This window comes from Burkholderia sp. AU31624 (assembly GCF_020420065.1).
Taxonomy (GTDB): domain Bacteria; phylum Pseudomonadota; class Gammaproteobacteria; order Burkholderiales; family Burkholderiaceae; genus Burkholderia.
This window is the reverse complement of the sequence record NZ_JAIZRT010000006.1, coordinates 85065-99217: the sequence shown is the minus strand read 5'-3', so window position 1 is coordinate 99217 and position 14153 is coordinate 85065. Positions and strand designations below refer to the sequence as shown.

Annotated in this window: 10 protein-coding genes; 4 read left to right on the top strand and 6 right to left on the bottom strand. The window is 68.1% G+C overall.

Features of this window, described 5'->3' with window-relative positions:
• Positions 1-71: 71 nt before the first annotated feature.
• From LGM89_RS22390 to argE, 3 genes are read left to right on the top strand one after another with little or no spacing between them, the layout of a single operon-like run.
• Positions 72-509, top strand: coding sequence for a RidA family protein (locus tag LGM89_RS22390; RefSeq protein ID WP_011349682.1), 438 nt, complete (start codon positions 72-74; stop codon positions 507-509).
• 8 nt (positions 510-517) lie between these two features.
• Entirely contained in the window at positions 518-1195 is a 678-nt protein-coding gene (locus LGM89_RS22385) for a DUF1028 domain-containing protein (RefSeq protein WP_089429587.1), read from the top strand.
• Positions 1188-2351: an acetylornithine deacetylase gene (gene argE / locus LGM89_RS22380; RefSeq protein WP_089498594.1), complete on the top strand. Its 1164-nt coding sequence runs from the start codon at positions 1188-1190 to the stop codon at positions 2349-2351. Before LGM89_RS22385 ends, argE begins: the two co-directional genes overlap by 8 nt.
• Positions 2352-2422: 71 nt before the next feature.
• On the opposite strand, the gene LGM89_RS22375 is transcribed toward argE, so the two are convergent.
• Positions 2423-3346 (bottom strand): LysR substrate-binding domain-containing protein, encoded by a 924-nt coding sequence (locus LGM89_RS22375; protein ID WP_089476051.1) that lies wholly within the window; start codon positions 3344-3346, stop codon positions 2423-2425.
• Between the two features lie 395 nt (positions 3347-3741).
• On the opposite strand from LGM89_RS22375, the gene LGM89_RS22370 reads away from it, so the two are divergent.
• Positions 3742-5163 (top strand): purine-cytosine permease family protein, encoded by a 1422-nt coding sequence (locus LGM89_RS22370; RefSeq protein ID WP_226273908.1) that lies wholly within the window; start codon positions 3742-3744, stop codon positions 5161-5163.
• Positions 5164-5272: 109 nt separating this feature from the next.
• On the opposite strand, the gene LGM89_RS22365 is transcribed toward LGM89_RS22370, so the two are convergent.
• From LGM89_RS22365 to LGM89_RS22345, 5 genes are all read right to left on the bottom strand, one after another.
• Positions 5273-7552, bottom strand: coding sequence for an FdhF/YdeP family oxidoreductase (locus LGM89_RS22365; protein WP_226273907.1), 2280 nt, complete (start codon positions 7550-7552; stop codon positions 5273-5275).
• 126 nt (positions 7553-7678) lie between these two features.
• The gene (locus tag LGM89_RS22360) at positions 7679-10528 is read right to left on the bottom strand and encodes an ATP-dependent Clp protease ATP-binding subunit (RefSeq protein WP_226273906.1); all 2850 of its coding nucleotides are present in this window, start codon (positions 10526-10528) and stop codon (positions 7679-7681) included.
• Between the two features lie 624 nt (positions 10529-11152).
• A complete protein-coding gene (locus LGM89_RS22355; protein ID WP_226273905.1) occupies positions 11153-11422 on the bottom strand; it encodes a hypothetical protein in 270 nt (89 codons plus the stop codon).
• Between the two features lie 104 nt (positions 11423-11526).
• Positions 11527-12342, bottom strand: a complete 816-nt coding sequence (locus LGM89_RS22350) for a family 1 encapsulin nanocompartment shell protein (protein ID WP_226273904.1) — start codon at positions 12340-12342, stop codon at positions 11527-11529.
• Positions 12343-12858: 516 nt separating this feature from the next.
• Entirely contained in the window at positions 12859-13899 is a 1041-nt protein-coding gene (locus LGM89_RS22345) for a Dyp-type peroxidase (RefSeq protein WP_226273903.1), read from the bottom strand.
• Between the last annotated feature and the right edge of the window lie 254 nt (positions 13900-14153).

Sequence of the window (14153 nt, the reverse complement as noted above, 5' to 3'; positions counted from 1 at the left end):
ACCCCCGCCGCGTGCCGCACCGCGTCTGCCTCCGGTGCGGCGGCGTGACCCCTGACGACTGAAGGATTCCGATGAGCCAACCCACCCATACCCGTATCCGCATGTTCAACACGAAGGATACCTACCCGAACCAGACGCTCGACAACGACCTGTGCCAGGCCGTGCGGGCGGGCAACACCGTTTACGTGCGCGGCCAGGTCGGCACCGATTTCGACGGCAAACTGATCGGCCTCGGCGATCCGCGCGCGCAGGCCGAGCAGGCGATGAAGAACGTCAAGCAGCTGCTGGAGGAAGCCGGCAGCGACCTCACGCACATCGTGAAGACGACGACTTACCTGATCGACCCGCGCTATCGCGAGCCGGTGTACCAGGAAGTCGGCAAGTGGCTGAAGGGCGTGTATCCGATCTCGACGGGGCTCGTCGTGTCGGCGCTCGGCCAGCCGCAATGGCTGATGGAAATCGACGTGATCGCCGTGATCCCGGACAACTGGCAGCCGAACCGCGCGTAGGAGGCGACATGACTTTCTCCATCGTCGGGCGTTGCCCGGAGACGGGCCAGCTCGGCATCGCGATCAGCTCGTCGAGCATCGCGGTGGGCGCGCGCTGCCCGTGGGTGCGCGCGGGCGTCGGCGCCGTCGCGACGCAGAACATCACGCTGCCGGCGCTTGGGCCGCAGATCCTCGACCTGATCGAGCACGAGCAGCTCGCGCCCGCCGCGGCGCTCGATCGCGCGCTCAGCGCGAACGGCTGGAGCCAGTACCGGCAGGTCACGGTGATCGACGGGCAGGGGCAGACGGCCTGCTTCACCGGCAAGGAAGCGCTCGGCACGCATCACGCGGTGCAGGGCGAGCAATGCGTGGCGGCGGGCAACCTGCTGGCCGCGCCGGCCGTGATCGACGCGATGGCGCGGGCCTTCGAACAGGCGCCCGGCCTGCTCGCCGATCGCCTGCTGGCCGCGATGCACGCGGCGATGGCGGCCGGCGGCGAGGCGGGGCCGGTGCATTCGGCCGCGCTGAAGGTGGCCGGTGACGTGACCTGGCCGATCGTCGACCTGCGCGTCGACTGGGCCGACACCGATCCGATCGGGCAGCTCGATGCGCTGTGGCAGGCATATCGGCCGCAGATGCAGGACTACCAGACGCGCGCGCTGAACCCCACCGCCGCGCCGAGCTACGGAGTGCCGGGCGATGAATGACACGTCGAGCCGCGCACTGCTGGAACGGCTGATCGGTTTCGCGACGGTCAGCCGCGAGTCGAACCTGGAGATGATCGGCTTCATCCGCGACTATCTCGCGGGCTTCGGCGTCGAAAGCGAACTGTTCTACAACGCGGAAAGCACGAAGGCGAGCCTGTACGCGACGATCGGGCCGCGTGATCGCGGCGGCATCGCGCTGTCGGGCCATACCGACGTGGTGCCGGTCGACGGGCAGGCGTGGACGGTCGAGCCGTTCCGGCTGACCGAGCGCGACGGCCGCCTGTACGGCCGCGGCACGGCCGACATGAAGGGCTTCATCGCGTCGGTGCTCGCGGCCGTGCCGGCGTTCGTCGCCCGGCCGCTGAGCATGCCCGTGCATCTCGCGTTCTCGTACGACGAGGAAGTCGGCTGCCTCGGCGTGCGGCCGATGCTCGATGCACTGGCCGCGCGCGAGCACCGGCCGCGCCTGTGCCTGATCGGCGAGCCGACCGAACTGAAGCCGGTGCTCGGTCACAAGGGCAAGCTCGCGATGCGTTGCCATGTAAAGGGTGCCGCATGCCACTCGGCGTACGCGCCGTCGGGCGTCAACGCGATCGACTACGCGGCGAAGCTGATCGGCCGGCTCGGCGAGATCGGCGCGGCGCTCGCACGGCCGGAACGGCACGACGCGCGATTCGATCCGCCGTTCTCGACGGTGCAGACGGGGCTGATCAAGGGCGGCCGCGCGCTGAACATCGTGCCGGCCGAATGCGAGTTCGATTTCGAGGTGCGCGCGCTGCCGGATTTCGATGCGCACGACGTGCCGAGGAAGTTGCAGGACTATGCGGAATCCGAACTGTTGCCGAGGATGCGCGCGGTGCAGCCCGATACCGACATTCAACTGCAGCCGCTGGGCGCGTATCCGGGGCTGGCGACCGCGCCGGACAGCGAGGCCGCGCGCCTGCTCGCGATGCTGAGCGGCTCCGATGCATTCGGCACGGTGGCGTTCGGCACCGAGGGCGGGCTATATGGCGAGGCCGGCATTCCGACCGTGGTGTGCGGGCCCGGCAGCATGGACCAGGGGCACAAGCCCGACGAATTCGTCACGCTCGACCAGCTCCACGGCTGCGACGCGATGCTGGGGCGGCTGGCCGTCCATCTCGCCGCGGCCGCCTGACGCGGCGCGCCTGACCGACACGCACGCACCGCCTCCCGCGGCGCGTGCGCTTTCGTGTTCCTTCAGGTTCCTTATCGCACCGTTTCCGCGACGATCTGCGCGAGCCGCTCGCGGCAGAAATCGACGAACGACTGCGCCTGCTTCGTGAGTTGCCCGCGCTTCAGCCGCGCGCTCACGAGCCCCGACGGGCTCACCGTTTCGCTGAGGCCGATCGTCACGACGCGCTGGCCGTCGTACGTGTATTCGGAATGCGGGCGCGTGACGAGCAGCGAGAAGCCGAACCCCTGGCCGACCATCCCGCGCACCATCTCGATCGACGGCGATCCGAACACGATGTTCGGTGTGAGCCCGAGTTCGTGAAAGAGGCTGACGAAATACGTGCGGCTCGGCTGCACGTCGAGCAGGATCATCGGCTCGACGCAGAGGTCGCGCAACGACACGTGCGTCTGGCCCGCGAACCGGTGGTTTTCCGGCAGCAGCACGTACGGCTGCTGCGGCGGCATCAGCGGCTCGGTTTCGATCGTGCCGTCGAGATCGTGGTCGTACATCAGCGCGAGATCGAACGTGCCGGACGTCAGGCCCTGCACGAGTTCCTGCTGGTCGCCGTCGCGCAGCCGGATGTTCACGCCCGGGTAGCGCTCGCGAAAGCCCGCGATCAGTTGCGGCAGATAGAGCGGCGCGACCGTCTCGAAGCAGCCGATGTCGATCTGCCCGGTGATCACGTCGTTGTCGGCGAGCGCGTTCTGTTCGAATTCGTGCGCGATGCGCAGCAGCTCCTGCGCCTTCCGGTAGAAGCGCGTGCCGCTCGGCGTCAGCGACACGCCCTGCGCGTGATGGCGGATGAACAGCTTCACGCCGAAGCTTTCCTCCAGACCCTTGATCGCGCTGGAGATCGACGGCTGCGCGATGAACAGCTGGCGCGACGCCTCGGCGACGCTGCCGGATTCCACCGTCGTCACGAAGTATTTCAGTTGCCGCAAAGTGTAGTGAGCCACAAGCACCTCTGATGCACGGCCCCGGCGTGCCGCCGCGGGCGCAATCTGTCCATGGTTTACGTAGCACCTTACCTGAAAGCCCCCCGGCGCCGAAATGTCCGCTGCAGAGCTTTTTCGTATGTCCCGGAAATATTTTTAGTATTTTCCGGTCGCGCGGGTCGTGGCGCACCATCGTCTCCAACCTGGATCAAGAAGCAAACGAAGCGGCCGCGCACGCACCGGCGGGACATGGCATCCGTCCCCCGCATGCGCATCGTCCGCTTCGTTCGACCCCGCCGCGCGTGCACGCGGCGCGTCGTCGCTCGCGTATCCGGACCCGATTGCCGGCGCGCCCCCCAACGCGCGCCGGCTGACACGGCAAGCGCGCATCGCCGCGCAGCACAGGAGACATCACCATGACGAACGTGGACCGCAACGCGTCCCCGATGATAGAGAAGCACACGATCGGCTACGTGCCGCCCGCGGACCGCCACGGCAAGGTGCGCGACCTGTTCACGCTCTGGTTCGGCGGCAACATCGCGCCGCTGCCGATCGTGACCGGCGCGCTCGGCGTGCAGCTCTTCCACCTGAACCTGATGTGGGGCATCGTCGCGATCGTCGTCGGCCAGGCGGTCGGCGGCGTGCTGATGGCGCTGCATTCGGCGCAGGGGCCGCAGATGGGCATCCCGCAGATGATCCAGAGCCGCGCGCAGTTCGGCTCGTGGGGCGCGCTGCTCGTGACCGTGATCGCGGCCGTGATGTACGTCGGCTTCTTCGCGTCGAACATCGTGCTGGCCGGCAAGTCGGTGCACGGCATCGCGTCGTCGGTGCCGGTGCCCGTCGGCATCGTGATCGGCGCGGTGGGCTCGGGGCTGATCGGGATCGTCGGCTACCGGTTCATCCACATCCTGAACCGGATCGGCACGTGGGTGCTCGGCATCGGCATCCTGGTCGGCTTCTGGATGATCCTCACGCACGTGACGACCGACGATTTCCTGACGCGCGGCGGCTTCAACTTCGCCGGCTGGCTCGCGACGGTGTCGCTGTCGGCGTTGTGGCAGATCGCGTTCGCGCCGTACGTGTCGGACTATTCGCGCTATCTGCCGGAAAACGTCGGCGTGGCGTCGACGTTCTGGGCGACCTATCTCGGCTGCACGATCGGCTCGACGCTCGCGTTCATCTTCGGCGCGGTCGCGGTGCTCGCGGTGCCGGCCGGCGCGGACGCGATGGATGCGGTCAAGCAGGCGACGGGCCCGCTCGGCCCGCTGATGCTCGTGCTGTTCCTGCTCAGCGTGATCAGCCACAACGCGCTGAACCTGTACGGCGCGGTGCTCGCGGTGATCACGTCGGTGCAGACGTTCGCATACAAGTGGATTCCGACCGCGAAGGCACGCGCGGTGGTGTCGGTCGTGATCTTCGTCGCCTGCTGCTACGCGGCGATCGGTGCGTCGACGAACTTCGTCGGCAACCTCGTCGATCTCGTGCTCGCGCTGCTCGTCGTGCTGGTGCCGTGGACGGCGATCAACCTGATCGACTTCTACGTGATCCACAAGGGCAAGTACGACATCAAGTCGATCTTCATGGTCGATGGCGGGATCTACGGCCGCTTCAATCCGCAGGCGCTGCTCGCGTATGCGATCGGCATTCTCGTGCAGATTCCGTTCATGAACACGCCGATGTATGCGGGCCCGATTCCCGCGCATCTCGGTGGCGCCGACCTGTCGTGGCTGGTGGGGCTCGTGCTGACGTCGCCGCTGTACTACTGGCTCGCGACGCGCGACAGCGCGTACCGGCGCCGGCAGACGGGCGCGACGATGCCGCCGACGGCGGCGCGGTAGCAACGGGGAAGGAAGGGGGGCCATCGCATCCGTTGAGACACGATGGCCCGTGGAGGATGGCGGGCCGGCTCGCGGTAGCGTGTGCGCCGCGAGCCGGCCCGTTAGTACGTCAGACCACCGCCGAGCGCGCGACGCGCACCGGCACCGACTTGTACGACGGCGTGCCGCTTTCCTTGTCGATGTAGTCGAGCGGCACGAGCACGTTCGCTTCCGGGTAGTACGCGCCGACCGACCCCGGGGCGATGTCGTACTCGATCGCGGTGATCTTCTCGAGGCGCAGCGCGCGACCCGATGCGGTGACCGTCTCGATGTCGACGAGGTCGCCGTGCTCGAGCCCGTACTTCGCGAGATCGGCAGGGTTCATGAACAGCACGTCGCGCCGGCCGAACACGCCGCGATAGCGGTCGTCGAGCCCGTAGATCGTCGTGTTGTACTGGTCGTGGCTGCGCAGCGTGATCAGCCGCAGCACCTGCTCGGCGCCGAGCACGTCGGCATCTTCCTTCACGCCCTTGTAGACCGAGAACATCGCCTTGCCGGTCGGCGTCGGCCACACGCGCTCGGTGGGCGGCAGCGGCAGGCGGAAGCCGCCCGGCGTGCGGATGCGCTCGTTGAACGCCTCGAAGCCGGATACCGTTTTGTCGATCAGGTCGCGGATGCGGTCGTAATCGTCGATCAGGTCGAGCCACGCGACCTTGCTGGCCGGCAGCGTCGCATGCGCGATGCCCGCGACGATCGCCGGCTCCGAGCGCAACTGGTCGGACGCCGGCTTGAGCTTGCCGGCCGACGCGTGAACCATCGACATCGAATCCTCGACGGTGATCGACTGCCGGCCGGTGGCCTGCATGTCGAGCTCGGTGCGGCCGAGCACCGGCAGCACGAAGGTTTCCTTCGCGACCAGCAGGTGCGAGCGGTTCAGCTTGGTGCCGAGATGCACGCTCAGGTCGAGCTTCGCCATCGCCGGGAACGACTGCTCCGGATCGGGCAGTGCGACCGCGAAGTTGCCGCCGAGGCACAGCAGCGCCTTCGCGGTGCCGTCGATCATCGCCTGCATCGCCTGCACGGCGTCGTGCCCGTGATGCGCGGGCGGCGTGAAGCCGCACACGTCCTCGATCTTCTTCAGGAACTCGGCCGATGGCTTCTCGGTGATGCCGACCGTGCGGTTGCCCTGCACGTTCGAGTGGCCGCGCAGCGGGCACACGCCGGCGCCGGGCTTGCCGATGTTGCCGCGCATCAGCAGCAGGTCGGCGATCAGGCGCACGGTTGCGGTGCCCTTGTTGTGCTGCGTGACGCCCATCCCGTACGTGACGATCGTCGCGTTCGACTTCGCGTACGCGAGCGCGACCTGTTCGAGCTGCGCCTGGCTGAGGCCGCTCGCGCGCTCGATGTCGTCCCACGACGTGGCCTCGAGGTCGGCCGAGAACGCGTCGAAGCCGCTGGTGTGCTGCGCGATGAAGTCGCGGTCGAGCACGTTGCCGCGCTCGGCTTCGAGCTGCAGCAGCGCCTTCATGATGCCCTTCAGCGCGGCCGCGTCGCCGCCGGCGTCGACCTGGTAGTACGTCGATGCGATCCGGGTCGAGCCGAACGACGCCATCTCGATCATGTCCTGCGGATCGGCGAAGCGTTCGAGCGCGCGCTCGCGCAGCGGGTTGAACACGATGATCGGCACGTTGCGGCGCGCGCACTCGTGCAGCGTGCCCATCATCCGCGGGTGGTTCGTGCCCGGGTTGTGGCCGATCGAGATGATCAGCTCGCAGTGGTCGAAATCCTCCAGCGATACCGTGCCCTTGCCGATGCCGATCGACTGCGGCAGGCCGACGCTGGTCGGCTCGTGACACATGTTCGAGCAGTCGGGGAAGTTGTTGGTGCCGAGCTCGCGCGCGAACAGCTGGTACAGGTACGCGGCTTCGTTCGACGCGCGGCCCGACGTATAGAACTCGACCTGGTCGGGCGGCAGCGCGCGCAGCACTTCGCCGATGCGCGCGAACGCGTCGTCCCATTCGATCGCGCGGAACGTGTCGGTCGCGCGGTCGTAGACGAGCGGATGCGTGAGCCGGCCCATGTTCTCCAGCTCGTAGTCCGACATGCGCAGCAGCGACGACACGGTGTTCGCCGCGAAGAACTCGGGCGTCACGCGCTTGGTGGTCGCTTCCCACGTGACGGCCTTCGCGCCGTTCTCGCAGAACTGGAACGTCGACTTGTGTTCCTTGTCGGGCCACGCGCAGCCGGGGCAGTCGAAGCCGTCGGGCTGGTTGGTCCGCATCAGCACGATCGGCGCCTCGATGGTTTCCATTTGCGTGCGCACCGCATCGGCTGTCGCGCGAAGCGCGCCCCAACCACCGGCGGGCCCGTCGTACTTCCTGATGCCTGGCACTTCGCGTCGATTTGTCATGTTGAATCTCCATCAGCCTTACCCGGTGCGGGCGGCTCGGTTTGCGCCGTGTCGCGGCGTGGGGCGGCTCCGCCCGGTGGACGGAGCCGGTCATGCGTGCCCCGGGCGTGCGGGGCACGCTGTTTTTCAGTGCGCGTCCTTCTTCGCGCCGGACGACTTCTTGCCGGACGCTTTCGCGGCTGGCGCGGGCGGCGGTGCGTCGGCGGGCGTGTCGCCCGTCTTCGCATCGTCGCTGGCCTTGGCTGCCTTGCCGTTCGATTTCGCCTTGCCGTCGGCGTCCTTCTTCGCGTCCCGGGTCTCCTTCGCTTCAGGCGCCGCGAGCTTGGTGAACGTCACTTCGTCGCTGGCCTTGTCGTAGTCGACCTCGCACTTGTCGCCCGACTTCAGCCGGTCGGCGAGGATCTCCTTCGCGAGCCGGGTCTCGATGGTCTGGCGGATCTGGCGCTTCAGCTCGCGTGCGCCGAACTCCGGCTGGTAGCCGGCTTCGGTCAGGTGCTCGACGAGCGAATCGCCCATCACGAGCGTGATGTCCTGCGCGGCGGCGGTGCGCACCACGCGGTCGAGCTGGATCTGCACGATCGCGCGGATGTTCTCCTTCGACAGCGCGTGGAAGACGATCACCTCGTCGATCCGGTTCAGGAACTCGGGGCGGAAATGGCCCTTCAGCACCTGCATCAGCTCCTCGCGGATCGCCTTGTCGGTCTTGCGCGCGGCTTCCGGCTGCGTGAGGTTGTCCATGATGATCGCGGCGCCGAGGTTGCTCGTCGCGATGATGATCGTGTTGCTGAAGTCGACCACGCGGCCCTTGCCGTCGGTCAGGCGGCCGTCGTCGAACACCTGCAGCAGCACGTTGTAGACGTCCGGATGCGCCTTCTCGATCTCGTCGAGCAGGATCACGCTGTACGGGCGGCGCCGTACGCGCTCGGTGAGCTGGCCGCCTTCGTCGTAGCCGACGTAGCCGGGCGGCGCGCCGATCAGCCGCGCAACGGCGTGCCGCTCCATGTACTCGGACATGTCGATGCGGATGATCGCCTGTTCGTCGCCGAACACGGTCTCGGCCAGCGCCTTCGCGAGCTCGGTCTTGCCGACGCCCGTCGGCCCGAGGAACAGGAACGTCGCGATCGGCCGGTGCGTCTGGCCGAGCCCCGCGCGCGACAGCCGCACGGCATCGCTGACGGCCACCACGGCATCGCTCTGGCCGACCACGCGCTCGCGCAGCTGCTCTTCCATCTTCAACAGCTTCTGGCGTTCTTCCTGCGTGAGTTCGGACACGGGGATGCCGGTGAGGCGCGACACGACCTCGGCCACCGATTCGACCGTCACTTCGAGCGTCTCGGAGCCCGTCTTGCGCTGCCACGCCTCCATCATCTCGTCGACGGATTTCTGCTTCGCGTTGATCTGCTCCTCGAACTGCTTCGCTTCGTCGAAGCGCTTGCGCGACGTGGCGTAGTCCTGCTCGCGCTTCAGTTGCGCGATCTGCGCTTCGCCTTCCTGGATGTCGACCGGACGCGACGTCGCGCCGATCCGCACGCGCGCGGCGGCCTGGTCGATCAGGTCGATCGCCTTGTCGGGCAGGAAGCGCGACGTGATGTAGCGATCGGCGAATTCCGCGGCCGCGACGAATGCGTCGTCGGCGAACGTGACCTGGTGGTGCGCCTCGAGGCTGTCGCGCAGCCCGCGCAGGATCACGATCGTCTGCTCGACGCTCGGCTCCGGCACGAACACCGGCTGGAAGCGCCGTTCGAGCGCGGCATCCTTCTCGATGTACTTCTGGTACTCGTTGAGCGTCGTCGCGCCGATCAGGCTCAGCTCGCCGCGCGCCAGCGCGGGCTTCAGCACGTTCGCGATGTCGAGGCCGCCTTCGCCGCCGCCCTGGCCGGCACCGACGATCGTGTGCAGCTCGTCGATGAAGAGGATCAGTTCGTCCTGCTTCGCAGTGACTTCGTCGATCAGCTGCTTCGCGCGCTCCTCGAATTCGCCGCGATACTTCGCGCCGGCCACCATCGAGTTGATGTTGACTTCGACGAGCCGCTTGTCGCGCAGCACCTCGGGCACGTCGCCGTTGACGATCCGCTGCGCGAGCCCTTCGACGATCGCCGTCTTGCCGACGCCCGGCTCGCCGATCAGCACCGGGTTGTTCTTCTTGCGGCGTGCAAGCACCTCGATCGTGCTCTCGATTTCCTGCGCGCGGCCGAGCACCGGGTCGAGCTTGCCCTGGCGCGCGATCGCGGTGAGGTCGCGGCCGAACTTGTCGAGGTTCGGCGTGCCGGTCGGCGCATCGACGCGGCCGTCCTCGGCGCCTTTGCCGACCACCTTCACGACTTTCTGGCGCAGCGCCTCGGGCGTCACGCCGTATTTCTTCAGCAGCGTGCCGGCGACGCTGTCCGGCACCGACGCGAGCCCGATCAGCAGGTGCTCGGGGCCGATGTACGAGTGGCCGAGGTCGCGCGACGCCTGGAACGCGTACTGCACGGCCTTCTTCACGCGCGGCGAGATCGACAGCTTGTCGAGCGGCGCATCGGGGGCGGCCGTGCCGGTGTGCGCATGCGCGTCGATGTACGACTTGATGTCCTCCGGCGACAGCTTCAGTTCCTTCAGCAGCGCGGCGCACACGTCGGTGTCCGCGAGCGCGTACAGCAGGTGTTCGGAATCGAGCTCGCTGCGGCGCAGCTCGTGCGCCTTCTCGGCCGCGCGCTGCAGCAGCTCCAGCGTCTGCTCGCTGAACGCGTCGGTCGGGTCGACCGATTCGCGCGGAATCTCGGCGGCGAGCGGCGATTCGTCATCGAGCCCGCCGAACAGCGACGACGAGCCGCCACCGCCGAGCAGCGAATCGAACGGGTTCAGCATGCTCTGATGCCGCATCAGCTGACGGAAGTGGTAATCGCAGATCGAGATCGTCTTGCGCTCGCCGTCCTGCATCACGGTTGCGCGCGCGACGGCCGGCCGCGCGTGGCAGATATCGCAAAGTGCGGGCATGGTGGTCTGGCTCCTGTCGGTGAAAGTGGGTCGAAGGGTGAAGTCCCGATGCGGTGCGGCGCTTGGGCGCTACCGACCGCGAACGCACGACACGCGGCACGGCGGCGCGCGGGCGGCACCGGTGCTGTCACGCAGCGCGCGTCGGCGTCGTGCACGGTCGCGGTCAGGGCGGCAAGCGTGCGTGCCGGGAGGAGCCCACGGCATCGCTTCGACTGCGTTCAAAATAGCGAATCGGCGCAGGCTATCCAAGGCACAGTTCCGCCCCGGCCCGGCCGCGAATTGCACCCTCGCATGCGCGCGCGCACGGGTGGCAAGGAGTACAGACGGGCGGGCGCACGGCGCCACGGGCGTGCGCGGCGTGTGATGACAGGAAGCGGAAGCGGGCGGCGCGCGAACGGATCGCGGTGCGACATCGGCGCGCAGGGCGCCGGTGATCGGGGGATCAAAGGCAGCGCGGATGGGGAGGCGCGACGGAAGCGCGGCAGGGGGCGCGACACGGGGCGCGTGCCGCGAGCGGCCAAGCGCCACCACGCACGCACCGCGGACGATGCGTGTGGGGCGGCCGCAGGCGAGGGCGGGTTGCACGGTCCGGGCCGGACGCGGCGCAACCGACGCGTGCCGCGATCAGTCCGAGAGGGTCATCGCAAGCCGCTGCCGGGCGATCTGCTTCACGTCCTGTGACAGTGCCGCATTCGGCAGGCCATTGGCCCAGACGGAGAACGAATCCTCGATCAGGTTGCGCGTGTCGGGCGGCAACTCCGCCAGGACCAGCGACAAGACGGTGAACAGCACGGCGGTGTCGCCGGCGTGGCTGCTCGCGTTCGCGTCGACCGCCTGCTTCAGGTGGTCGACCGACGCCTGCAGCGCCTGCAATGCCTCATTCGACTCGCTCATCACACACTCCATGCAAGATGGGTTTGATCGGCGACGAACCTGCGGCCGGCAGTGCGGCCGCTCGCGCGCGACACCCGGCGGGCATCGCGCGCAGGCAACCGCGGTCAGGCCGCCGTGCTGGCCTGCGGCGCCACGGCCACCGATGCTTCGCTCGTGAGCATCAGGAACGTGAACGTTTCGCGCAGGTACAGGCGGACGACCTTGTCGGTATGACTCGTGTAGCCGATCGATACGTCTTCCCCGAGGTGCAGCTCGTAATCGCCGCCGCGCGTGGACAGCACGCAGCCGCCGCTGATCGCCGGCGCCCAGATGATCTCGCCGCTGACGATCCGCTTGATATGGCCGAGGACCGGATAGCCCTGGTCGCGCGCTTCGCTGAGCGCCGTGTACGCATCCGAGCCGAGCACGACCGAGTACGGGCCGTCGACGCCGGCAAGCCGCAGCGCTTCGAGCGCGTCGCTGATCGCGTCGGGATACGCGGCGACGTCCGCCGGCAGCGTGAGCTTGCGGTTCGACGTGCCTTCGCGGATGCCGAGAATGCCGGCGGCCCGGTAGCCGTCGAAAATCGCGCCGTCCTCGGCGAACGCGAGCCGCTGCGCGGCGTCCTTCGCCGGTTGCCAGTCGGCGTCGCGCGCGCCGCGCTCGACGCTGTCGATCGCATCGCGGCTCAACTCGAACGGCACCGTCAGCTCGACGATCGTGCGGACTTCGCGCAGCCGCGCATTCACCAGCTCGCGCGGGGCGGCGACGTCGACGAGGTGCCCGGTGCCGACGGCCGACAGCTCGGGGCCTTCGGGGCCGTCGACATCGACGACGCGGCGGCCGGCCACCGAGCGTTTGAACGTGCGTGCCACTTCCTCCTCGATTTGCTCCCAGGCGGAGGACGAGATCGGGGCGAGTTCGCGGTGCAGGTTGTTCATGGGTTTGGGTTGCCTCACGTCAGCGAAAACACTTCAGGGTGGGCCGATCGGCTGACGGACTGCGTCTGAGCCCGGCAGGCCGATCGCGGACGAAAATGCATATTAGCAGGCTCTATTGACACCGCTGCAGCACAAATCGAAACGACACCCTGCGGTGGCGCAACTGTTCTGCAATTCACGTGCGGGGAGAGGCGGTGCGCTTGTGCTGAACGCCGCGACCGGATGGCGATGCCCGGGTTCGCGCCGGCGCTCGCGTCGCTCGGGCCGCGCTCGCTGGCGAGCCGAACCCTTGGCGGTCGACGGCCGATCACGTGTCGTGCATTCTTACGAACATTCATCCGGCAGGGGTTCCGGACGCCGGGGCTCGGCCGCGTTCAGTTGCCGGGGCCGAGCCCGGATGAATCATAGGCGCAGTCTATTGAAGCTTCGCAACGAGTGGAGGGCATTCATGGCGCGACCATTCGCCTCGCCCGGCGCGGGGTTGGCGCGCCGGACTGCCCTTGGTGATGATGGGCGTTACGACGGCACGCCTTTCAGCGAGCCGATCTTCAACGAGCCGTCGCGATGCGGCGCGGAAGAGGCCGGTTCCGTCTCCGCGGCCTCGGCGGCCGGCGCCGCGCGATCGGCGAGCGCTTCGAGCAGGTCGGCGGACGGCACGAAGAACAGCGAGCCGGTGACCGCGCGGCTGTAATCGAGCAGGCGGTCGTAGTTGCCGGGCGGGCGGCCGACGAACATGTTCTCGAGCATCTGCTCGATCGGCGCCGGCGAACGCGCGTAGCCGATGAAGTAGGTGCCGAATTCGCCCGCGCCCGGGCGCCCGAACGGCATGTTGTCGCGCAGGATCTTCACCTCCTGGCCGCCCTCGTCGAGCGTGGTCAGCGAGCTGTGCGAGCACGACGGCTTCACGTCCGGCGCGAGCTCGATGTCGGCGAGCTTGGTGCGGCCGATGATGCGCTCCTGCGTCTCGACCGCGAGCGCGTTCCAGCCGGCCATGTCGTGCAGGTACTTCTGCACGATCACGTAGCTGCCGCCGGTGAATGCCGCGTCCTCGTCGCCGATCACCGTGAAGTCGACCGCCGCGCGGCCTTCCGGGTTCTCGGTGCCGTCGACGAAGCCGATCATCGCGCGCTGGTCGAAATTGCGGAAGCCGTGCACCTCGTCGACGACCGTGACGGCATCGCCGAGCGCGCCGAGCAGCTGCGTCGCGAGTTCGAAGCACAGGTCCATCGCTTCCGCGCGAATGTGCAGCAGGATGTCGCCCGGCGTCGCGACCGCGACGCGCTGGCCCGCGCCGAATTCGCGGAACGGATGCAGCGCGGCGGGGCGCGGGTTGCCGAACAGCGCATCCCACGCGTCGGCGCCGAAGCCGCACACGCAGGTGAGGTTGCCGCCCGGCACGCGCTTGCCGACCGAGCGCACGAGCGCGGCGATGTCGCCGCACCATGAGCGGATCGTGTCGGCGTGATCGGCGCCGGGATTGATCGTCGCGACGAGGAAGATCGCGCTGCGCGTGATCGTGCTGTGAACGTTTTGGGGGAGCGGGGGAGGTGTCTGCATCGTGGGCTGCCGGTCAGTCAGGTCGGGACGGAAGTGCCGTGGCGCGCGAGGGCGAACGGTTGAACTGTGTCATGCGACTGTTCTCTTTGTGTCACGCGGATGAAGGACGCTGTGCGGGCATCCCGCAACGGGCCGCAGCGGTGGCGGCCGCACGGGGCGCGCGACCTGCCCGCCCCGCGTGACGTCGTCGAGCAAGCAATCTAGCAGCTTCGACCGGTCTTTGGAATACGAATCGCCAAACTGTCATGCGAATC

Coding starts and splice junctions, on each gene's coding strand:
- LGM89_RS22390 (WP_011349682.1), top strand. CDS start 72: ATGAGCCAACCCACCCATACCCGTATCCGCATGTTCAACACGAAGGAT.
- LGM89_RS22385 (WP_089429587.1), top strand. CDS start 518: ATGACTTTCTCCATCGTCGGGCGTTGCCCGGAGACGGGCCAGCTCGGC.
- argE (WP_089498594.1), top strand. CDS start 1,188: ATGAATGACACGTCGAGCCGCGCACTGCTGGAACGGCTGATCGGTTTC.
- LGM89_RS22370 (WP_226273908.1), top strand. CDS start 3,742: ATGACGAACGTGGACCGCAACGCGTCCCCGATGATAGAGAAGCACACG.
- LGM89_RS22365 (WP_226273907.1), bottom strand. CDS start 7,552: ATGACAAATCGACGCGAAGTGCCAGGCATCAGGAAGTACGACGGGCCC.
- LGM89_RS22360 (WP_226273906.1), bottom strand. CDS start 10,528: ATGCCCGCACTTTGCGATATCTGCCACGCGCGGCCGGCCGTCGCGCGC.
- LGM89_RS22355 (WP_226273905.1), bottom strand. CDS start 11,422: ATGAGCGAGTCGAATGAGGCATTGCAGGCGCTGCAGGCGTCGGTCGAC.
- LGM89_RS22350 (WP_226273904.1), bottom strand. CDS start 12,342: ATGAACAACCTGCACCGCGAACTCGCCCCGATCTCGTCCTCCGCCTGG.
- LGM89_RS22345 (WP_226273903.1), bottom strand. CDS start 13,899: ATGCAGACACCTCCCCCGCTCCCCCAAAACGTTCACAGCACGATCACG.